This window comes from Variovorax sp. UC122_21, from assembly GCF_044056785.1.
Lineage (GTDB): Bacteria > Pseudomonadota > Gammaproteobacteria > Burkholderiales > Burkholderiaceae_C > Variovorax.
On sequence record NZ_CP172004.1, the window covers coordinates 5076636 to 5097198 of the forward strand.

The 20563-nt window shown below is 65.9% G+C and carries 17 protein-coding genes and 4 pseudogenes; 4 read left to right on the forward strand and 17 right to left on the reverse strand.

Annotated elements, in window-relative coordinates; genetic code table 11:
- Positions 1-34 precede the first annotated feature (34 nt).
- From ACHMXE_RS36640 to ACHMXE_RS36680, 9 genes and pseudogenes are all read right to left on the reverse strand, one after another.
- Positions 35-949: a fimbria/pilus outer membrane usher protein gene (locus tag ACHMXE_RS36640; RefSeq protein WP_395348718.1), complete on the reverse strand. Its 915-nt coding sequence runs from the start codon at positions 947-949 to the stop codon at positions 35-37.
- Positions 950-1022: 73 nt separating this feature from the next.
- Positions 1023-2695: pseudogene (locus tag ACHMXE_RS36645) on the reverse strand (fimbria/pilus outer membrane usher protein); the annotation flags it as partial.
- Positions 2696-2699: 4 nt separating this feature from the next.
- Positions 2700-3521 (reverse strand): molecular chaperone, encoded by an 822-nt coding sequence (locus ACHMXE_RS36650; protein WP_203204586.1) that lies wholly within the window; start codon positions 3519-3521, stop codon positions 2700-2702.
- Positions 3522-3707: 186 nt separating this feature from the next.
- Positions 3708-4271, reverse strand: a complete 564-nt coding sequence (locus ACHMXE_RS36655) for a fimbrial protein (protein ID WP_203204585.1) — start codon at positions 4269-4271, stop codon at positions 3708-3710.
- A gap of 519 nt (positions 4272-4790) precedes the next feature.
- Positions 4791-5798: a fimbrial protein gene (locus tag ACHMXE_RS36660; protein WP_395348719.1), complete on the reverse strand. Its 1008-nt coding sequence runs from the start codon at positions 5796-5798 to the stop codon at positions 4791-4793.
- Positions 5795-8356: a fimbria/pilus outer membrane usher protein gene (locus tag ACHMXE_RS36665; RefSeq protein ID WP_395348720.1), complete on the reverse strand. Its 2562-nt coding sequence runs from the start codon at positions 8354-8356 to the stop codon at positions 5795-5797. The genes ACHMXE_RS36660 and ACHMXE_RS36665 overlap by 4 nt, the downstream gene beginning before the upstream one ends.
- Before the next feature lie 10 nt (positions 8357-8366).
- Positions 8367-9149 (reverse strand): molecular chaperone, encoded by a 783-nt coding sequence (locus ACHMXE_RS36670; protein WP_395348721.1) that lies wholly within the window; start codon positions 9147-9149, stop codon positions 8367-8369.
- A 175-nt stretch (positions 9150-9324) separates the two neighbouring features.
- Entirely contained in the window at positions 9325-9858 is a 534-nt protein-coding gene (locus tag ACHMXE_RS36675; protein WP_203204581.1) for a fimbrial protein, read from the reverse strand.
- 119 nt (positions 9859-9977) lie between these two features.
- Entirely contained in the window at positions 9978-11186 is a 1209-nt protein-coding gene (locus ACHMXE_RS36680) for a winged helix-turn-helix domain-containing protein (RefSeq protein WP_395348722.1), read from the reverse strand.
- 101 nt (positions 11187-11287) lie between these two features.
- Between ACHMXE_RS36680 and ACHMXE_RS36685 the strand changes: the two genes are divergently transcribed.
- A complete protein-coding gene (locus tag ACHMXE_RS36685) occupies positions 11288-11488 on the forward strand; it encodes a hypothetical protein (protein WP_395348723.1) in 201 nt (66 codons plus the stop codon).
- A 174-nt stretch (positions 11489-11662) separates the two neighbouring features.
- On the opposite strand, the gene ACHMXE_RS36690 is transcribed toward ACHMXE_RS36685, so the two are convergent.
- Both ACHMXE_RS36690 and ACHMXE_RS36695 read right to left on the reverse strand, forming a co-directional pair.
- Positions 11663-11926 (reverse strand): hypothetical protein, encoded by a 264-nt coding sequence (locus ACHMXE_RS36690; protein WP_395353096.1) that lies wholly within the window; start codon positions 11924-11926, stop codon positions 11663-11665.
- 190 nt (positions 11927-12116) lie between these two features.
- Positions 12117-12293: pseudogene (locus tag ACHMXE_RS36695) on the reverse strand (TetR/AcrR family transcriptional regulator); the annotation flags it as partial.
- A gap of 385 nt (positions 12294-12678) precedes the next feature.
- Here ACHMXE_RS36695 and ACHMXE_RS36700 point away from each other — a divergent pair.
- Both ACHMXE_RS36700 and ACHMXE_RS36705 read left to right on the forward strand, forming a co-directional pair.
- Positions 12679-13314 carry a TetR/AcrR family transcriptional regulator gene (locus ACHMXE_RS36700; protein WP_209544747.1) on the forward strand — a complete coding sequence of 212 codons (636 nt, stop codon included), beginning with the start codon at positions 12679-12681 and terminating at the stop codon, positions 13312-13314.
- A gap of 148 nt (positions 13315-13462) precedes the next feature.
- Positions 13463-14634, forward strand: a pseudogene (locus tag ACHMXE_RS36705) (calcium:proton antiporter).
- A 14-nt stretch (positions 14635-14648) separates the two neighbouring features.
- On the opposite strand, the gene ACHMXE_RS36710 reads toward ACHMXE_RS36705, so the two are convergent.
- Genes ACHMXE_RS36710 through ACHMXE_RS36720 form a run of 3 tightly spaced genes read right to left on the reverse strand, consistent with a single transcriptional unit; the run spans position 14649 to position 16875 of the window.
- Positions 14649-15641, reverse strand: coding sequence for a polysaccharide deacetylase family protein (locus ACHMXE_RS36710; RefSeq protein WP_395348724.1), 993 nt, complete (start codon positions 15639-15641; stop codon positions 14649-14651).
- A gap of 14 nt (positions 15642-15655) precedes the next feature.
- The gene (locus ACHMXE_RS36715) at positions 15656-16042 is read right to left on the reverse strand and encodes a 5-carboxymethyl-2-hydroxymuconate Delta-isomerase (RefSeq protein ID WP_395348725.1); all 387 of its coding nucleotides are present in this window, start codon (positions 16040-16042) and stop codon (positions 15656-15658) included.
- A gap of 11 nt (positions 16043-16053) precedes the next feature.
- Positions 16054-16875: a Bug family tripartite tricarboxylate transporter substrate binding protein gene (locus ACHMXE_RS36720; protein WP_395348726.1), complete on the reverse strand. Its 822-nt coding sequence runs from the start codon at positions 16873-16875 to the stop codon at positions 16054-16056.
- A 258-nt stretch (positions 16876-17133) separates the two neighbouring features.
- On the opposite strand from ACHMXE_RS36720, the gene ACHMXE_RS36725 reads away from it, so the two are divergent.
- A complete protein-coding gene (locus tag ACHMXE_RS36725; RefSeq protein ID WP_395348727.1) occupies positions 17134-18096 on the forward strand; it encodes a LysR family transcriptional regulator in 963 nt (320 codons plus the stop codon).
- Here the strand turns inward: ACHMXE_RS36725 and arsH are convergent.
- The 3 genes and pseudogenes from arsH to ACHMXE_RS36740 form a co-directional block, all read right to left on the reverse strand.
- Positions 18093-18827 (reverse strand): arsenical resistance protein ArsH, encoded by a 735-nt coding sequence (gene arsH / locus ACHMXE_RS36730; protein ID WP_209544749.1) that lies wholly within the window; start codon positions 18825-18827, stop codon positions 18093-18095. The two genes, ACHMXE_RS36725 and arsH, sit on opposite strands and share 4 nt — an antisense overlap.
- A complete protein-coding gene (gene arsC / locus ACHMXE_RS36735) occupies positions 18796-19227 on the reverse strand; it encodes an arsenate reductase (glutaredoxin) (protein ID WP_395348728.1) in 432 nt (143 codons plus the stop codon). The genes arsH and arsC overlap by 32 nt, the downstream gene beginning before the upstream one ends.
- A gap of 33 nt (positions 19228-19260) precedes the next feature.
- A pseudogene (locus tag ACHMXE_RS36740) lies at positions 19261-20549 on the reverse strand (arsenic transporter).
- Between the last annotated feature and the right edge of the window lie 14 nt (positions 20550-20563).

Below are 20563 nucleotides of genomic sequence, written 5' to 3' on the forward strand. Positions count from 1 at the left end.
GCGCAGGGCGAGCGAGTCGCCCTTCACCGTTGCTTCATTCACAAGTCGCCGCCGCTTCGCGAATCGGCGGCGCGCCGACCTCCTCAGGCAGGCTGTAGCCAAAGGTGCAGCGATCCTCGTCGCGCCGTCCCCAGCGCACCGTGAAGCGCCCGCTCGGTGGCGCGCCGGTCACGAAGGCCTGGCCATCGGGGCCCACGATGCCCATTTCCTGGCCCGCCTCGTTCTCGACCATGGATCCGAAGGGCAGCGGCTCGCCCTTGCGGCCCTTCAAGGTCAGCATCAGCCGATAGCCCACGGCCGTGTCGAACTTCGCCACCACCACCGCGCCGCGCGTGGGCACGACCTCGGTCACCGCGTTCTTGATCTCCACGTTGTCGCCCAGGTCCTGCGTGCGCACGGCCAGGCGGTTCTCGCGATAGGGGCTGACGTTGGCGACCACCGCATTGCCGGCCCAGTCGGTGGCCAGGCCGGGCCGCGATTCGATGCCCACGCCCGAAGCCTCGGGCACCTGCACCAGCGCGATCGTGTCGCCCAGCGGTTGCGACAGCGTCACGCCGCCGCCGTGCGCCAGCAAGCCGCCGGCCATGCCGACGCTGGTCTGCCGGTAGCCCGAGCCCTGCGAATGGCTGAAGTCGAAACGCCCCACGGGCGACATGTAGCTGGCACTGGCGCCGCCGGTGGAGCCCTGGTCCCCGGCATGGCTGGCCGACACGCTGTAGCTCAGGCGCGAATCATCGAGCGCGGTGCCGGAGATGCTGGCCTGCTGGCTGGTGCGACCGTTGCGCTCGTGCATCACCGAGTAGTGGGCGTTGGCGCCGGAGGCGCCCAACGGAATGCTCAGCGTGAACATGATCTGGTTGGTCGGCGCCCGGTTGTAGAGGTTGCTGCTGCGGTTGTAGTAGATGCCGTAGCCGAACTGCTTGTAGCTGCCCGAGTAGCCGATCTGCACCAGGCTGTCCTTGGCGCCGGTGCCCCGAGTAGCTCTGCTGGCGCGCCGACGCGGTCACCGCGCCCCAGTCGCCGAGCGACTGGGAAAGCTCCAGCCGCAGCTCGTTGCGACGGTTGTGGAGGCGTTCCCGCGGATCGAGCCCCTGCATGTCCGCGGCTTCCTGGAAGGTGCGGTAGCCGCTGGTGGAATAGCGGTAGCCGGCCACGCGCACGGTGGTCCCCGCGTCGAAGGCCTTCGAGTACAGGAAGCGCACCGACTGGCCGTTGTAGGTTCGATCGATCAGCAGCGGCTGCGACACCACGGCGCGCGCGGCCGAGAGGTCGGCGGAGATGGCGCCGAGCGCTTGCATGTTCTTGCCCACGCCGGCCATCACCGACTGGTAACGCCCCGAGGCGATGAGCCCGCCATAGACGCTGTAGTCGTTGCTCAGGCCGTGCGCCACCGTGCCCTGCACGAAGGCCGGCTCGGCCCGCGATCGCCGCGGCCAGGCCCAGGGCGCAAGGCCGCCATACCCCCAGCCGTAGGAGGACTGGATGAACTCGTCGCCGGGCGCGCGGCGGTACTTGCCGATCGTGGCCGAATAGCGCCAGGTTCCTTCGCGCAACAGCGTCGGCACGGCCGAGAACGCCTGGATGAACTTGGTTTCGCGTCCGTCGGCCTCGGTGACGATCACTTCTAGGTCGCCGCTCGCCGCCGTGGGATAGAGATCGTCGATCACGAAGGCACCAGGTGCCACGAAGGTGCTGTAGATGGCGTAGCCGTTCTGCCGCACGGTGACGCGCGCATTGGTCCGCGCAATGCCGCGGATGGTGGGCGCATAGCCCTGCTGGCTGTCGGGCAGCATCGACTCGTCGGTGGCGATCTGCACGCCACGGAACGGCACGCTGTCGAACAGGTTGCCGGGGGTGTTGCCGTCGCCGATCATCACCTGGGACTTGAGCGAGACCAGGTCGCGCTGCGCATAGGTGTTGACCGCCTGCCAGCGGCCTCGCCCATCGGAACCGCGGCTGTAGGTCGAGAAGTGGCGAAAGCGCCAGTCGCCGTGGTTGAAGCCGGCACGAATGCCCGCGAACAGGCTGTCGCGCCGGGGCTCCCGGTAGCGCTCGCCGAACGGGTTGCCGTCGAACGCGCTGCGCGGCACCGCGAAGGGGTCGGGCCCGCGGGGGGCGTTGTCGCCGCCATGGCGCGCGAAGTTGACCTGGTAGTCGAGCATCCCGGCCGTGATGCCCTTGTCCCACCTGTCGGAATCCACGGCACCGCGCGCCGAGCGCTTCATCGCCGCCTGCGGGATGCTGACCGCGAGGCGCAGCTTGTCGGGTCGTAGCTGGAGGACGCATCGGGAATGGCCGCAGCCAGATCCACGCAGGCGTCGTCCGCCAGCGCCGCCAGCGTTGGAAACACCGCCACGTTGAGACCCCACCCGTCGAGCATGCCGCGCGTGAGGCAAGGCTGGGCGTCGCTCTTGCCGTCCTTGGCATCGAAGCGGATCACGGCCTGGCCCGCGCTTCGCTTGTTGACCGACACGTCGACGGTGTACGAACCGGGCAGCACGCGATTGCCGAAGGCGAACAGCGACAGGTTGGCACTCTGCTGGTCACCGCCGACGCCGAGAAAGCCCTCGTTGAAGCTCGATGCGACGAACTGCTGCGCGACGACCGGCGCACCGAGGGCGCCGAGCACGGCGGCGCACAGGCTGAGGCGGAACGGCACGCCTGCGCGCGCCTGCGGGGGGTACGTACGTCGCATCGGCTTAACGCGGCGCGCCGCTGCGGGTGGCGGAAACGGAAGGAGCTTCGGGAATGGGTGCCGGCTCGGCCTTCAAGGCCACGGGTTCGGCACCCTCGGGCACCTTGACGAATTCCTCGGGTGTTTCGCTGCCGTAGTCGCTGACGGTCGTGAAATTGATCTGGATGGCCTGCGGGACCTTGAGGGTCTTGAACGGAAAGCTCAACTCGCCGAACGGCGGGACCATACCCGCATCGAGCTCTTCCTGGTCCTTCCCGTCCGGCCCCTGCCCCTTGTTGACCGTCAGTTTCAGCAGGGTGATGTGATAGGCGCTCGCATTGCCGACCTTGAGCACGGCGCCCTGGCCTTGCGGCCCCGCGCTCACCGACCATTTGAGCAGGGTGCGCGACTCCGATGCACTGCCCGGCAGGCCCGCGGGCCGGTAGAACAGCTTGAGCCGGTTGCGGATCGCGACCTGCAGCACATTGTCCTGGTTCGACAGCTGGGGAATCTCCTTGACGTTGAGCCAGAACACGGACTCGCGATCGGCCGGCAGGTCACCGGCGACGCGCATCACGCGCAGAAGGTTCTCCTTGCCCGGATCGAGCCGCGACAGCGGCGGCGTGACGATCAACGGGGTCTTGTTCTTGCCCTCGCCGGCATCGACCCAGGCCTGGATCACGTAGGGCGATGTGCCGTAATTCTTCATCGGCAGGGAGGTTTCACGGTCCTTCTCGCGCAGGATCACGCGCGTGCCGGAAAGCATCACGCTGGCGCTCGCCAGGCACTGGAATCCAAGCATCACCAGAATGCCGAAGACCCACCGAATTCGTTTGTTGCTGTACATATGTATTCCTCGGTGCGAACCGCATCCATGACGCGCGCACACGCGCACTCCGACGCGCCGATGGCGACGCCTCAAAGGAAAAAATCGATCAACTGGAGACGAACGCAAGAACTGCGCGGCCTTGCGCCGCCGATGCGCGCCTCAGAACGACGCGAGATCGCGAAGACCTCGCGCCGTCATGCTCAATTAGTTGTAGGCAACCGTGAATTGCGCCGAGCCGGTGGCCGAGCCGGGCGTGAGCGCAGGGCCGTTCGGAGTAGCGGGCGTCACCGGCAGGGTCGAAACGTAGCGTGCAAAGAACTTCAGGTCGTTGTCGCCTTCAGCAATGATGTAATCGCGCGAGGCTTGGCCCAGCGGAATCTTCACCTTGCCCCAGTCGCTGATTTCGATAGCGACACCCTTGGCCGTCGGGTCACCAGTGCCATTCACGCGATCGATCGCCAGCAGTTCCGCGTTGAGCGTGTCTGCCGTGCCCTGGAAGGTCACCTTGGCCTTGGTGGCGGTCGCGGGGCAGTCCCGCAGACCAAGCTCGAAGTTCTTGTAGTCGAAGCCCGAACCAACCGTCGGGAAAGCACCCTTGTTCGGCCTGCCCAGGTCCACCGTCTGATTGACACTGTTGGGGGCGATGCCGCAGATGCTGTCGGTGACTTCACCCACGAAATTGACCTTTCCATCCTGGGCCAGGGCAGCTTGCGACATGGCGCCGACGGCGGCGATCACTGCGATCTTGATAAATGCGTTCTTAAGCATTGGTTTCCTTGGTAAAAGTAATGTGAATTACAAGTCCGACATCAATCGGACCAACGCAATGGTAGTTACCAAAAACAAATAAACGCTACTCTCGATTCAATATTCAATGCAATTGTGATTAAATCTCTTTAAGGTTTCTTACGAACGCGATGTGTCTAATTGAACAATGAAAAATTCATTTTCAATAAGATAATAATAAATAAACAATTGGGGTTTGAAGAGGGCTTGAGCCTCCGATCGACCGGGCCGCCCGAAGCGGCGAGCGCCGGGGTGCGGCCGCATCACGCCGCGACTGGCCTGCTGATGCGCAAGGGTGAAGGTGGGGATGCCGTTAAGAATACGCGGCTGAAGCTGCGCTCCGGTCGACATAGCACGCGCGACGTGCATCCGTCGATGCCATGGACATGTCGCGGCTCGACATGCCCTGATTCGGGACGGTGAAATGCGCGCGACGCCTCGGTCAGCGCGCGACGGCCGCACGACCGCACCGCCCTCACGGGGGTGCGCCGGCCGTCCTGCTTACTTGTAGGAAAGCGTCAACGTGACCATGCCGTCGGCCTGACCGGGGATGATGTCCTTGGCCGTCTGGTAGTAGCGCGCCTTGAACGGCATGTCGATCGTGCCAGCCGCGGAATTGCCGATCGCGACGGGCTCGCCGAATTTGACCGGCGTGTTGGTCTTGCCGTCGAGTATCTGGATACCCACGCCGACGGCGACCTTGTCGGCATCGGAAGAAAGCTGGAGCACGCCGGGCTTGTTCGATGGATCCGCCGCTCCCTCGAGGATCAGAGACACCGCATTGCCCTGCTGCTTCTCCGACACATCGCAAGCCACGCCGATATTGAACGTCTTCTCCGCCGCCGTGCTGCTCACCCCCGAGAAGCGATTCATGCGCACTTCGCCCAGCGAGACCGTCTGGTTCTTCGTCGCCGTGGTGATCTGGCAGGTGGGCGCGAGGATTTGCACCGAGTTGATGTCCGCGGTGAACCACTGCTGGGCAGGGTTGCCCACCATGTGAAAGCGGGCGTAGGCGCCGGGCGTGATCGCGCCATTTCCCACGACGGGCGCCGTCTTGACCAGCTCGATCACCACCGCTCGCCAGTCGATATAGACGGGCGAGAAGTTATTGCCATGTTGTTCATGGCGACTGCCCAATTGATTGACCTTGCCCGGCGTGATTCGCACCCTGTAGCCGATGCCATCGATATTGGTCGAATAGGTGGTCGGTGACATCCCCTCGACCTGCGTTCCCATCAGGGGACTGAGGATGGCGTAGACGCCGGTGCCGGAAGAGGAGCCCTGACAGATCCAGAAGGGGCCGCCACCGAAACTGAGGTTGTCGCTGCTCGCAATGACACTACCGATGCCAGCCGTCCGCGGCACGATGATCGTGCTGGGCGCATTGAATATACGGGCGCCTTTGTTCATCCTCGAGCTGTATGCACACTCCGCGAACGCACTGCCCGAAGCGATGCTCGCCCCCACCAGAATTCCCGACACCAGAAAGCATCGATGCAGCGCGCTCATCGGCAGATCTCCTTCATTTCGTGGATGGGCGCCGCAACGTCCTGAGCGGGTACGCGATAGCTGACCTGGCATTGCGCGCCGGCACGGTCGCCCCAGATGACTTTCAAGGTGCCCGTTTCACCCGCGCCGGTCACATAGGCCTGGCCCTCGGGTCCGACCACCCCCACTTCCTGGCCCGCCTCGTTGTCGATGCGCGCGCCGAAGGGGAGCGGCCGTCCTTGCGGATTGGTCAGCGTCAACATCAGCCGATAGCCGACCGAGGTCTCGTACGGCGCCAGCACCACGGCGCCGCGCGTCGGCACGACCTCGCGCGCGGCATGCTTGACTTCGACCTTGTCGTCCAGGTCCTGCGTCAGCAATGCAAGGCGGTTGTTTCTGTAGGGCGTGAGGTTGGGCACGACGGCATGGCCCGTGGCGTCGGTGCTCACGCCGGACTGCGACTCGATGCCCACGCCCGAGGCCTTGGGAACGCGCACGAGCGCGATGGTTTCGCCCAGCGGCTGCGACAAGGTCACGCCTTCGCCATGCGCCACCAGGCCGCCCGCCACGCTGATGTTGGTCTGGCCATAGCCCTGGCCCTGGCTGCGGCTCAGGTTCACCTGGCCGCTGCGTCCCTTGTAGGTCAGGTTCGCGCTGCCATTCGATCCGTCCTCGTTGGAGCGGTCCACCGTCAGGCCGTAGGTCAGGCGATAGTCGTCCCATGCGCTGCCGGAGACACCGGCCTGATGGGTGACACGGCCCTGGTTGTTGCGCGAGACGGCGTAACTTGCATTGACGTTCGATCCGAGCGGAATCGACAGCGTCAGCATGACCTGGCGATTGGCCGGTCCCCGGAAGTTGGAAACCTGGCTGTAGAAGATGTTGTAGCCCACCCGCCCGTAACTGCCGGAATAGCCGACCTGCACGAGCTTGTCCTTGCGGTCGCTGCCCCAGTAGCTCTGCTGTCGGGCCGACGCGTAGAGCGAGCCCCAATCGCCCAATGGCTGCGCCAGGTCCAGTCGCACCTCGCTGCGGCGATTGAAGAAGGGCAACAGGTTCTCCGCGGCATAGCGCATCTCGACCGATTCGGAAAAGGTCCGGAAGCCGCTCGTCGAATAACGGTAGCCGGCCATGCGGAAGGTGGTGCCCGTGTCATCGATCGTCTTGGAATACAGGGCCCGCAGCGACTGGCCGCTGAGCGTCTGGTCGCCCTGCCCCTCGGTTCGGGCATGCGTGAGGTCCAGTGACACCGCGCCGAAGCCATACATGTTCTTGCCCATGCCCATCATCCCGGCCTGATAGCCGCGCGACAGCGTGGCGCCGCCATAGACGGAAAAATCCTTCGGCAAGCCTCGCGCCAGCGTGCCCTGGACGAAATAGGGACGCTCGGCGTTGCCTCTGTAGCGCTCGTCACCGCTGCGGAACTGGCCCGCGGTGGCGCTGTAGCGCCACGTGCCTTCGCGCAGCAGCGTGGGCACCGCGGCGAAGGCCTGGATGTAGCGCGTCTCGCGGCCATCGGCCTCGGTGATCGTCACTTCCAGGTCACCACCCGATGAAGTCGGGTACAGGTCGTCCAGCGCGAACGGGCCGGGCGCGACATAGGTGTTGTAGATGATGTAGCCGTTCTGTTTCACCGTGACGCGCGCATTGGTCTGCGCCACGCCCCGGATGGTGGGCGCATAGCCTTGCAGGCTGTCCGGCAGCATGGCGGTGTCCGAGGCCACCTGCACGCCCCGGAACTGGAAGCCGTCGAACAGTTCGGCCGATGTGAAGCCATCGCCGATCAGCAGTTGGCCGCCGATCGAAGGAAGATCGCGCTGCGCGTACGTCTGGACGGCCTGCCAGCGCCCTTTGGCATCGAAGCCGCGGTCGTAGTTGGAGCGGTGGCGAAAACGCCAATCGCCGACGTTGAACCCTCCCAGCACCGAGGCATAGAACGTGTTGCGCTCGACCTTCTCGCCGCCGAAGGCGCCGGTCGAGGTCGGCCCTCGATAGGAGAGGCTGTTCGATCCATGGCTGCGCGACACGCTGAGCTGATAGTCCAGCATGGCGGCACTGATGCCATGGTCCCATTTCGACGGCTCGACCGCGCCCCGGGCCGAACGCTTCAGGGCCGCCTGGGGAATGCTCAGCAGCAGCCGCTGCTGGCCTGCGTCGTAGGTGGCCGTGGCCTCCGGCACCGCGGCATTCAGGTCGACGCAGCTTTCGGGCGGCAGCGTCGACAGGCTGGAGAAAACCTCCACGTTCACGCCCGAGCTGCGCAGCAGGTCCACCGTGAGGCAAGGCACGGCATCGCGCTTTCCTTCCACCGCATCGAAGCGGACCTCCACCTTGCTCAGCGGGGCACCATTGCGGATGATTTCGACCATGTAGACGCCGGGCATCACCTGGTTGCCGAACGAGAACATCGAAAGATCGGCGTTCGCCTGGTCGCCGTTGATGGTCAGGAATTTCTCGTTGAAGATGCTTTCCTTCGGCTTCTGCGCATGGCTGGCGTGTGCCACGAGCGCGAGCGCAATGGCCGAAAGCGCGTGCTTTCGAACATTTCGAGGGTGGGCGGAGGCACTCACGACATTCATCTCCGTGACGTCATGGCCGCTTGTCGGTCGCCGCGGCTTGAGGCTGGAGTTCCACGGGCTCGTTCGACGCGGGAACGCGGACGCTTTCCTGAGGGGTCTGCCCGCCGAAGTCGTTGATCGTGGTGAACTTCACGGAAACAGCCTGTGGCTCCGTGATGCTGTTCAGCGGATAGATGCGCTCCTCCATCGGCGGCAACATGTCGGGATTGATCTCCTGCTGATTTCCATTGACATGGAGATAGGTGAAGGTGACGTGATAGGGCGTCGGGTTGACGATCTTCAATGCGGCGCCCTTGCCGTCCTGCCCCGCCACGATGGCCCACTTCAACCGGTTCCGGGCGGCCGCCGGATCGCTATCCCGCAGGGCCGTGGGCCGATAGAACAGCTTGATGCGCGTGCGCACCGCGATCTGCAGCACGTTGTCTTCCTGCGCCTTCTCGGGAATCTCCTTCACGTTGAGCCAGAACGCCGATTCGCGGTCGGCGGGAAGATCCTTGGATGTGCGCAGTACGCGCAGAATGTTTTCCACGCCGGGGTCCAGCCGCGAGAGAGGCGGCGTGACCAGGAAAGGTGTCTTGTTCTTGCCCTCGCCGGCGTCGATCCAGGCTTGCACGACGTACGGCGAACCGCTTTCGTTCTTCATCGAGATCGATGCTTCGCGGTCTTTCTCGTGGAGGATGACGCGGGTACCACCGAGCATGACGGCGGCATCGGCCGGCGCGATATGTGCACCCAGCAAGCCGACCACCATCAACGTGACACCTGCCGAGCGCAGCGCGTTTTTGAAAAGCATGGAGTTCCCCGATGCGCGGCTCAGGCGGAGCGTGACGCGCCTCATGTGCGCGGCGAGCCGGTCCGGCGCCAAGAAGAAGAAGAAAGAAGAAGAGGGAGAAAAAATGGCCCGTGAATGGACGGGCCGTATCCGTTTGAAATACCCCATCCGACTGTGGCCGGACGGGTTGCCGGATTTACTTGTAGGCGATCGTGAAGTTCGCGACGGCGTTGCCCGAACCGCTCGTGACCTTGTCCTTCTTGGTCGTCACGTAGCCGGCCTTGAAGCGCAACGAGAAGTCGCCCTTGCCCAGCTGGTAGTTGGCGGACGCCGCGTTGTTCGCGATCCGGGTGCCGGCGGAATCGAGCACTTCGATGCCGACGCCGCCTGCCGCGTTGACTTCGCCCAGGCCAACGGCCAGAAGCGCGGAGTCATCGGCATGGGGCGGTGCGCTGAACGTCACCGTGGCGCCGGTGGCCGTTTCGCCGCAGTTCATCAGCTTGATCACGAACGGCACCGGCGTGGACTTGGTGCCGTCCGCGGCGGCCATGTGGGCGCTGGAGATGGTGCCCAGTTCCACGTTCTGGTTCTGGCTCTCGCCAGCGATGGAGCAAGGCGCGTCGATGATCTTCCCGTTGAAGTTGACGTTGCCATCGATCGCGAAAGCGCTCTGGGCGGCGACACCCAACGCGGCGACAGCGACGATCTTTGCGATCGTGAATTGATTCATTTGTATTTCCTAGGAAATTAGATTAATAAATTAAGAGACCAGTGCCGAGATGGCGGAGCGAAGTCTATTCAGGAAAAACAAGTCAAAAATTGAACTTTGACAATTGTTCAATATTGCAACTAAGGTGTGACTCGCACCTCGGACTCCGATCGATCGCCACTCGATGTCACGATGCGCACCAGCCGGAACCCCTGCGCATAGACGCTTGCCAATTGCGCGCCGTTCTCGGGTTGCAGTTTCAGCTTGACGCGCAATCGATAGATGTGCGTATCGAGCGTCTTGGAATCGATGCCGAGTTCCCGACCCCATATGGCCTTTTCGAGCATGGTTCGGGTGACCAGTTTTCCGACATTGCGAAACAGGTACAGCGCCAGATCGAACTCTCGACGCGACAACTTGACCGGCTGGCCATACAGGCAGAGATGGCGGGCCGGAAGGTCGATGGCATAGACACCCACGCGCAGCACATCGCTGGGGAGTTCGAGATGCGGATAGGCACGCCGGGCCAGCGCCTGGATGCGCGCCGCGAACACGGAGCGATGCGCGGGCCTCGGCAGTACATCGTCGGCGCCGGCCGCATACAAGGTAGCGATCACGTCTTCGCGAAGTTCCGTGCTCAACAGCAGAACGGGCGGCAAGACGCCAGCTCGCGCTCGTATCCGCTCGATCAGCAGGCAGGCTTTCTCGGCGGAGAAACGGTGCAGGTCGAGGACGAACAGGCCGGCATTTCCCGTGTCGTCCTTCTCGACGGAATGAACGTCGAGCGCCATGGTGCGAATCGAATAGCCGAGGTCCACGAGCAACCTGGCGAGCACCTCGGCCTGGACTGGGTCGTCACCAGCAGCGCAATCTGCAACGGCTGCTCGGCACAGCGCTCTTCTTCGGAGTCCATCTCGATGCGGTGCGTCGAAACACTCCATTTGTCGCTCTGGGGCACTTCGGCCGTGCGCGACATCGCGCGCGCATGGCTGCCGTGAAAACCACGAGAGATGGAACCCTGCCAAAACATACTGTCTCCTGCATCTGCAATACACGAACACCGTCACCCCGAGCGCATTTCCGACGGTGGATTCAGCGCCACCAGGCGGTAACCGACGCCATAGATCGTCAACAAGCGCACCCCCTTCTCCGGGCCCCAGCGAAAGCTTTCTCCGCACGCGGGTCACGTGCACGTCGAGCACGCGGGAGCCCGGACTGGCGGGCCGGTCGAAAAGCTGCGCCTCGATCTCCGCGCGGCCAATGACCTTGCCGAGGTTCTGGAACAGGATCAGCGCCACCTCGAACTCGCGCGGCTGCAGGCGGACCTCCACGCCATCGACCAGCACCACGCGCGCCTGCCGCTTGAAATGGAAGCTGCCCCCAGATCAGGTCTTCCTCGACCGGCTGCGCGTTGGCGCCGTTCCTGCGCGAATGCAGCAGGCGCAGGCGCATGGCCAGTTCCGCGCCGTCCACCGGTGCCGTGGCGAACTCGATCCGTTCGCCGTTGATCGATTCGTCGTCGAAGGTGGACGCGAGCTCCAGCGCATCGCGCGAGACGACCACGAGGATCGGCAGCTTCACCATACTGCGCAGATTCACCCATCGTCGCGGGCTCCACGCCTTGTCGGCACAGGCGATCAGCGCGTCGTAGCGGCGGCCCGAGGACAGCGAGTCCCACAGGGTCTGCACCGAATCGAAGGCCGCCGAGGCGAAGCCCTGCGAATCGAGGGCATCGCGCAACGCGCCGCGGTTGCGGTCGTCGCCGAAGACGAGGGCCAGCGAGGAGATGGATCCCGGGTTCGAGATCCGGCATGGGTCGTCGGGCTCATGGCGCGAACCCTCCGGACGACCGCGCCGCCGATTCGAAGCCCGGGACCACTTCGGCCACGAAGCGCTGGACGCTTTCGCGGACCACGTCGAGCTCCATGTCCGGCTCACGCGCCGCGCGCAGCACCACGCCTTCGACGAAACATTGCAATGCAAACACCCGGCCGCGAATCTCCGCCTCGGGCAAGAAACGGTGGACTTCCCGCAAGTGGGCCTGCAACAGCATGACCAGCGCCTGGCGTTCCTGAACCACGGCCTGCATGCTGGCGCCGGCCACGCGCGCCCGGGCGCGCCCCCCTCCGCGACCGCTTCCAGCATGAAGGCGGCGTTCGCCGCACCCGTGGCGCGCCAGCAGCGCATCCGGTCCACACGAAGTCCGCCACCGTCTCGGGGGTGAGCGCCGTCAGGCTGCCAAGCCCCAGCCCCTGCAGGCGCTCGAGCAAGGCCAGCACGATGTCGTCCTTGGTCGCGAAGTGCCGACGAATCTCGTCAGGACTCGCTTCCGCCGCATCGCAGATGCAGACCATCGACACGGCCCGGATGCCGCGCTGCGCGAAGCATGTGGCCGCCACCGAAAGAATGCGGTTGCGCGCTGGCTCTTCATCGCGTGCGCCGACTGCTTGCTTCATCCCTGTTTCCTGTATCACTTGAATCCTTTCGACGGATGCCGAACAGACAGAATCTGTTGCATTGAAGAGAGTGAATATTCATTTTTTCTTAGGTTAACCTACTCCCTCCTTTCAGAGAACCCAGTCCACCGGATTCCTAGGGGAAAGCAACAACATTCACGCAAAAATACGGAACTAGTTCTCGATACATGGGGGCTGTTGCCACCAAGTTGTCGACAACGCCCCTCTTGGTGAAAGATCGACCAGCGCCACACAGCGAGGGCCGCGGCGCCCTTCCGCCGGCTCCCGTCATCACTCAAAACATGAATGAATGTTTATACTTTCAGGACGTTCATGAACGTCGTCACCAGCCTCCCATGCCACCCCACCCACGAGGAATTCCCGAGTGAATAGCACTACCAAGCGCTCGTCCCCCAAGAGCGAACTGCGGGCGGAGTCGCAGCGGCAACGGATCCTGAAGGCCGCGACGGAATGCTTCATCCAGGACGGGCTGCATGCGGGCACCATCGCCCGCATCAGCGAAGCGGCGCAGATGAGCCCGGGGCTGATCTATCGCTACTTCTCGAGCAAGGAAGAGATCGTTCTCGCGCTCATGCACCGGCAGATCAGCACCGGCAATGGCGCGGGACTGCTGGGACTGCCGCCGAAGGTCGTGACGACGCGCATCTGCGAATACCTGCGCCGCTGGCTGGCCGGCGACCCCGACGTGCCGAGCGCCACGCTGATCCTCGAGATGAGCGCCGAGAGCACGCGCAACGAAGCGATCTCGCGACAGATCCTGAAGGTGGACGGAGAAGCCAAGACGTCGCTGACGGCCTGGCTCGGCGATCTGCTCGCCAAGTCCGGCGCGGCCCTGAGCGAGCACGAGATCGCGATTCGCGTCCTCACGCTCGAATGCTTCGTCGAGGGCCTGTTGATTCGCGCGGTCCGCGAGCCGACCCTCGACATGGAACTCGTCGAGAAGAGCATGGACAACCTCATGGCCACCCTGGTGCCCTTGCCGGCCGGCAACGCAACTTGATGGCAGTTGAGCCGCGGACGGTGCTCCTTCACCCGGCAGTGCCTGTGATAGAGTGCCTCCAGCGCATCTGCCGCGCTCGCCTTTGGGGACGACTCCAAAACGCGATCACCGTTCGGGGACGACCCTGCGCTTCTGCTGAAGTTCAACCATGGTCACTCCCCGCAACCCGCCGCCTTCGGGCACTGCCCCCAAGCCTTCCGTTCCACCCTCGACCTGGCTGCTGCTGATCGCCGCCTGGGGCGTCGTCGGCGCGTTCACCGTCTTCGGTGCCGAATGGCTCGGCCCCTCGATGACGCCCGTCACGGCGGGTGTCGCCTTCGCGGCGCTGTTCGTCACGATCCTGGCCGCGTCCTTCGGCGTGGTGAAGGAGGCCGACCATCTCGCGCATGCGCTCGGAGAGCCCTACGGCACCCTGATCCTGACGCTGTCGATCGTGCTGATCGAGGTGGTGCTGATCGCCTCGGTGCTGCTGGGCCCGGGCGACTTCCCCACCATCGGCCGCGACTCGATCTTCGCCGTCATGATGATCATCATGAACCTCGTGATGGGCCTGTGCCTGATCGCGGGCCACAGCCGCAACGGCCATCAGGCCTACAACGCGCAAGGCACGGCTTCGTACCTGGCGATGGTGGTGCTGCTCGCCAGCATCGCACTGGTGCTGCCGAAGTACCTGAGCGGCGCGGGCGAGTTCACGACCTTCCAGGCCCTCGGCATCACGGCGGTGACGGCCGTGGTCTACGCAGTCTTCCTCGGCATGCAGATGCGAAGCCACCGCAAGCTCTACATGGAGCCCGCGCCAGCCGTCGATGCCGAGCCGCCGCCCCGCCATGCCGTCGGCCTGCTGCCCCAGCCCGCGCGGACGGACACGCGCTTCCTCCTGCTGCGCTCGGCGCTGCTGATCGCGCTGATCCTGCCGATCGTGCTGCTGGCCCACCATCTCGCGGTGGTCACCGACTACGGCATCGCGGCGGCGGGCGCGCCCACCGCCCTGGGCGGCGTCCTGATCGCCATCATCGTGTTCACGCCCGAGTCCATCACGGCCGTGAAGGCCGCGATGAACAACGAGATGCAGCGCGCCATCAATCTGTGCCTGGGCGCCTTCGTCTCCACGGTGGACTGACGGTGCCGGCCGTGCTCGTCATCGGCCTCGTGACCGGCAAGCAGGTGATCATGGGGATCTCGAACGCGGAGACGGTGCTCTACATCGCCACCGTGGCGCTGAGCATGCTCACGTTCAACGGCCAGAAGACCTCGGCGGTCCAGGGCTGGATGCACCTCGCACTGTTCGCGATCTTCGGGCTGCTCCTCTTCAGTCCCTGAGCCGAGATACCCGCTCAGTAGCTCCGGTTCGGCACGCCCGACATCGACAGCGCCCACTGCGCGATCCGGTCCTTTCGTTCGAAGGCCACGCCCGGGTGCTTGTTCGCATAGGCCAGGAACTCGCCCAGCGCCTTCACGCGCGCGGGCGTGCCGCCGATGCGGTCGTGGGTGGAGATCGACATCATCCGCCGGCGGCCGGCCGCCTCGGCATAGAGCTGGTCGAACTCGTCCTTGAGCTCCTGACCGAAGGCCGCGGCCGTGAGCGGCCCCTCCGCACCGAAGCGGGCGATGTCGTTCATGCGCAGCGTGTAGGGCACGACCGCGAAGGGCTTGCCGTTGACCTGCGTCGTCATCGGCTCGTCGGCCGAGAGGTCGTCGATGTGGTACGTGAAGCCCAGTTCCTGCAGGATGCCGAGCGTGCGCGGCGTGCCGCGCAGCCAGAACGCGTTGTAGCCCGCAGGACGGGTGCCGGTGGCCGTGACCAGCGCATCGATGTTGGCCTGGTAGGAGGCGCGCTCCTGTTCGGGTGAGATGTCCCAGTGCGGGGTCCAGGTCTGGCCATGCGCGGCGGCTTCGTGGCCGCGCTGCACGATCTCGCGCGCGAGCTGCGGGTTGCGCTCCACGGCCTGGCCAGTCATGTGCGAAGTCACCTTCACACCATGCCGGTCCCACAGGTCGAGCAGCCGTGGGATGCCTTCGCGCACCCCGTATTCGAACCAGGTACGCGCCGGCAGGTCCGGGTACTTCGCACCCATCGGCGGAAACGGCGAACCGTTGTCGTGCTCGCTCTGCGCGCCCGACTCGAACTGCATCGACACCGAGATCACGAGCCGCGCGCCGTTCGGCCAGTAGCGGCCGGTACCGGACGTGGCTGCGGCCTTCGGCCGCGCCTGGGCCCGCGCTTCGCCGGCCGCGAGGCCGGACAGCGCGGCGGCCGCCACCGTGCCCGCGCCGCCGCGCAGGATGTTGCGGCGCTCGAGGCTGCCGAGGGAGGGGTTGGCGTTCATCTGGAGGATCCCTTTCATGAATGGTGGGGGTTCGACGGCGGATTCCACTGCTGCTTCCAGTAGTTCGCCTTGGGGTGTTCGCGCAGGAACACGCAGCACTGCACCCATTGGCCGGGCGACAGTGCCTCGACCGCGCGGGACAGCACCGTGAACGCGGTGTCGGCCATCCGCTGACTCACCTCGCTCGCGCGCGGATTCGTGAGCACCAGCGTGGCGATCAGTTGCTGCGCGCCGGGCTCGTCGCCGCAGAGCTCGGCGACGATGGGTTGCACGCGCGACTTCAGATCACCGAGCGCGGCCGATCCACTGTCGGCGAGCGCGCGGTGCAGCGTGCGCAGGGTCTGCGGCCAATCGATGGCTGCGAGCAAAGAGGGCGACGCCTCGACGACGATGTGGGGCATGGCGCGCGACCTCAATCCAGCTTGATGCCGGCCTCGCGGATCAACTGCTGCCAGCGGATGCGCTCGCTGGCCATCATCCGCGCGAAGGCCTGCGGCGAGCTGTCGACCGTGATCGATCCCAGCTCCGCGAGCTTGTCGCGCGTGTTCTTCTGCGCCAGCGCGCGGCGCATGTGGTCGACCAGCCAGGCCTGCCGTTCGCTCGGCGTGGCCGCGGGTGCGACGAAGCCGTACCAGCCGCCGATCTGCGCATCGACGCCGCTCTCCTTGAGCGTCGGGACCTCGGGCAGCGCGGGGATGCGCGCGGGGCTGGTCACGGCGAGCGCCTTGAGCCGGCCCGACACGATGTGCTGCAGCACCGCCGGCGTGGCCTCGAACAGCAGTTGCACCGTGCCGCCCATGAGATCGTTGAGCGCCGGCGCCGAGCCGCGGTACGGCACGTGCAGGATCGACACCTGCGCCTCGCGCTTGAAGAGTTCGGCCGCCAGGTGCTGCGGCGTGCCGTTGCCCGCCGAGGCGTAGGAGTAGCGGCCCGGCGCCTTGCGCAGCACCTCGAGCGCCGCGCGCAGATTCGGCGCGGGGAACGAGGGATGCGCCACCATCACCAGCGGCACCGACGCGGCCCAGGCCAGCGGCGCGAAGTCCTTGGCCGGGTCGTAGTTGAGCTTGGGATAGAGCGCGGCATTGGCCGCCATCGGGCCGAGCGCCGCAAGCAGCAGCGTGTGGCCGTCGGCCTCGCCGCGCGCCACGGCTTCGGTGCCGATGTTGCCGCCCGCGCCGCCGCGGTTGTCCACCAACACCGTGGCACCGCTCTCGGTCTGCAGCGCATGCGCCATCAGGCGCGAGATCGCGTCGGTGGTGGCGCCAGCCGGGTACGGGCAGACGATGCGGGATCGGCTTGGCGGGAAAGGCCTGTGCGTGCGATGCGCCGGCCAGGCCAGGGACGGCCAGGGCCGCGCTGGCCTGAAGGAAATTTCGTCGCTTCATGAATCGGTGCTTTCGGATGTCTCTTGTCTGGCGAAGCAGTTTCGGAGCACGCGCCGGCCGCGGCAAATCGCATTTTTCGGCGTACCCCATCGGATAATCCGATCGCCATGAACGCACGCCCCAGCAGCCTCGCCGCACGCGCACGCGATCCCCTCGAACTCGTTTCGCTGCGGCAGCTGCGCTACTTCAGCGCCGCGATGCGCGCGCCCAGCTTCAACGAGGCGGCGCGCGAATGCTCGATCTCGCAGCCCGCGTTGTCGGAACAGATCGCGCTGCTCGAGCAGGTGCTGGGCGTGCCGCTCTTCGACCGCACCGGCGGCCGAGCGGTCCCCACACTGTCGGGGCACGAGCTCGAACGCCGCATCGCAGGCGGCCTGCTCGAGTTGCAGTCGGCCCTGCGCGAGGTGCCCGAGCGGGCCGACACCATCTCGGGCCTGGTGCGCGTGGGACTCGTGCAGTCCTACGGCGCCTGCTGGGTGGTGCCGGTGATGCGCGCGGCGCAGGCGCGCTGGCCCGCGCTGTCCGTGGCGCTGCGGCGGCGCACCGCGCACGCGCTTGAGGAAGGCGTGCTGCGCGGCGACTTCGAGTTCGCGGTGAGTTTCGATCCGCACCCGCACGCCGACCTCGAGATCGCGCAATGCTTCGTCGAGCGGGCCGTCGCCGTCGGCGCTCCGCAGCGGCGCGCGCGGCGGCTCACGCTGGCGCAGCTCGCGACCTGCGGGCTCGCGCTGCTGCCGAGCGAATACACGATGCGCCGCGAGCTCGACGCGGCCTTTGCCGCGCAGGGCCTCAAGCCGCGGGTGCGGCTCGAATCGGATGTATTCGAAGACCTGGTGGCCGCCGCGCGCGAGAGCGGCATGGTCGCGATCCTCAACGCCGCGGCCGCATCGAGCCTGGCGGTGCACGACGCGGTGCCCATCGATTGCGTCGAGCTGCAGCGCAAGGCCTGCCTCGTGCGTTCACGCACGCGCCATCACACGAACGCGTCGCGCCATCTCTGGGATGCGCTGATCGCGGGCGCGCCGGACCTGCCATCGGGCTGGACCGCGCCCGACAAGGCACGGCGCTAGATGCTGCGCAGGTTCACGCGCCGCGACAAGGCCTCGGCGCTCTCGCGCCGCTCGCTGTAGCGGTCGACCAGATGCCCGGCGCAATCGCGCGTCAGCAGCGTGAACTTGACCAGTTCCTCCATGACGTCGACGACGCGTTCGTAATAGGGCGAGGGCTTCATGCGCCCCGCTTCGTCGAACTCGAGATAGGCCTTGGCGACCGAGGACTGGTTCGGGATGGTGATCATGCGCATCCAGCGCCCGAGCACGCGCAGCTGGTTCACCGCATTGAAGGACTGCGAGCCGCCCGAGACCTCCATGACGGCCAGCGTCTTGCCCTGGGTCGGCCGCACGGAGCCGACCGACAGCGGGATCCAGTCGAGCTGCGCCTTCATGATGCCGGTCATCGCGCCATGGCGTTCCGGCGAGCACCAGACCATGCCTTCGGACCACTGCGCGAGCGCACGCAGCTCCTGCACCTTCGGATGGTCCTCGGGTTCGCTGTCGGGCAGCGGCAGGCCGCGCGGATCGAAGACGCGGGTCTGCGCGCCCAGCGCGCGCAGCAGCCGCTCGGCCTCTTCGGTCAGCAGGCGGCTGTACGAACGCTCGCGGACCGAGCCATAGAGCAGCAGGATGCGCGGCGCGTGCGTCGAACGCTCGACGGGCCACAGGTGCCGTGGGTCCGGCAGCCGGAAGGCCTCCGCATCCAGGTTCGGCAGGTCAGGGCTTGACGACACGCTGGCCTTTCGCATCGATGACGGGCTCGCCGTCTTCCTTCGAGAACGCGCCGCGCTGGGCTTGCGGCAGCAGGTCGAGCACGGCCTCCGACGGCCGGCACAGGCGCGTGCCCAACGGCGTGACGACGATCGGGCGGTTGATGAGGGTCGGGTGCGCGAGCATGAAGCCGATCAGCTCCGCGTCGCTCCACTTCGCATCGGCAAGCCCGAGCTCGTCGTGGGGCGTGCCCTTCTGGCGCAGCAGGTCGCGCACGCCGATGCCCATGTCGGCGACCAATTGCTCGAGCGTTGCGCGGCTCGGCGGATGCTTGAGGTACTCGATGACGGTCGGCTCCTCGCCGCTGTTGCGGATCAGCGCGAGCACGTTGCGCGAGGTGCCGCAGTCGGGGTTGTGATAGATCGTGATGTCGCTCATGGAAGGGAGGGATGTCGCTGGTGAGAAAGCAGATCAGCCGAGGCTCAGGCGCAGTGCGAGCGCGGCGAGGGTCAGGGCGAGCACGGGCACCGTCATGACGACGCCTACCTTGAAGTAGCAGCCCCAGCCGATGGTGGTGCCCTTCTTCGCGAGCACGTGCAGCCACAGCAAGGTGGCGAGGCTGCCGATCGGCGTGATCTTCGGGCCCAGGTCGCAGCCGATGACGTTGGCGTAGACCATCGCCTCCTTCACCACACCGGTGGCGCCCGAGGCATCGATGGAGAGCGCGCCGATCAGCACCATCGGCATGTTGTTCATGACGGAAGACAGCGCGGCCGCCAGGAAGCCCGTGCCCAGGGCCGCGCCCCAGATACCGCCTTGCGCGAACACGTCGAGCAGCGTCGAGATCTGCTCGGTCAGGCCGGCATTGCGCAGGCCGTAGACCACCAGGTACATGCCCAGCGAGAACACGACGATCTGCCAGGGCGCGCCGCGCAGCACCTTGCGCGTGGCGATGACCTCGCCACGCGCGGCCACGGCCAGCAGCAGCAGCGCGCTGACGGCCGCGACGGCGCTGACCGGCACGCCCAGCGGCTCGAGGCCGAAGAAGCCGACGAGCAGCAGCGCCAGCACGACCCAGCCCGCGCGGAAGGTGGCCGGGTCGCGAATGGCATCGGCCGGGCGCTTCAAGCGGCTGGCGTCGTAGCGCGCGGGGAATGTCGCGACGGAAAATAAAGCAGCAAGGCCAGCAGGCTGGCCGCCACTGCCGCGAGATTGACCGGCACCATCACCGCCGCATAGGCGTTGAAGCCGATCCCGAAGAAGTCGGCCGAGACGATGTTGACGAGGTTCGAGACGATCAGCGGCAGGCTCGCGGTGTCGGCGATGAAGCCCGCCGCCATCACGAAGGCCAAGGTGGTGGCCGGCGTGAAGCCCAGCGCCACCAGCATGGCCATCACGATCGGCGTGAGGATCAGCGCGGCGCCATCGTTGGCGAACAGCGCCGAGACGGCCGCGCCGAGCAGCACGATGAAGGCGAACAGCCGGCCGCCGCTGCCGCCACCCCAGCGCGCGACGTGCAGCGCGGCCCATTCGAAGAAGCCGGCCTCGTCGAGCAGCAGGCTGATGACGATCACGGCGATGAAGGTGGCTGTGGCGTTCCAGACGATCTGCCAGACCCGCACGACGTCGTCCAGATGCACCACGCCGAGCGCCAGGGCCACCAGCGCGCCCAATGCGGCGCTCCATCCGATGCCGAGGCCGCGCGGCTGCCAGATCACGAGCACCAGGGTCGCGAGAAAGATGAGACCAGCCGAGAGCATGAGGATGGCGCCGA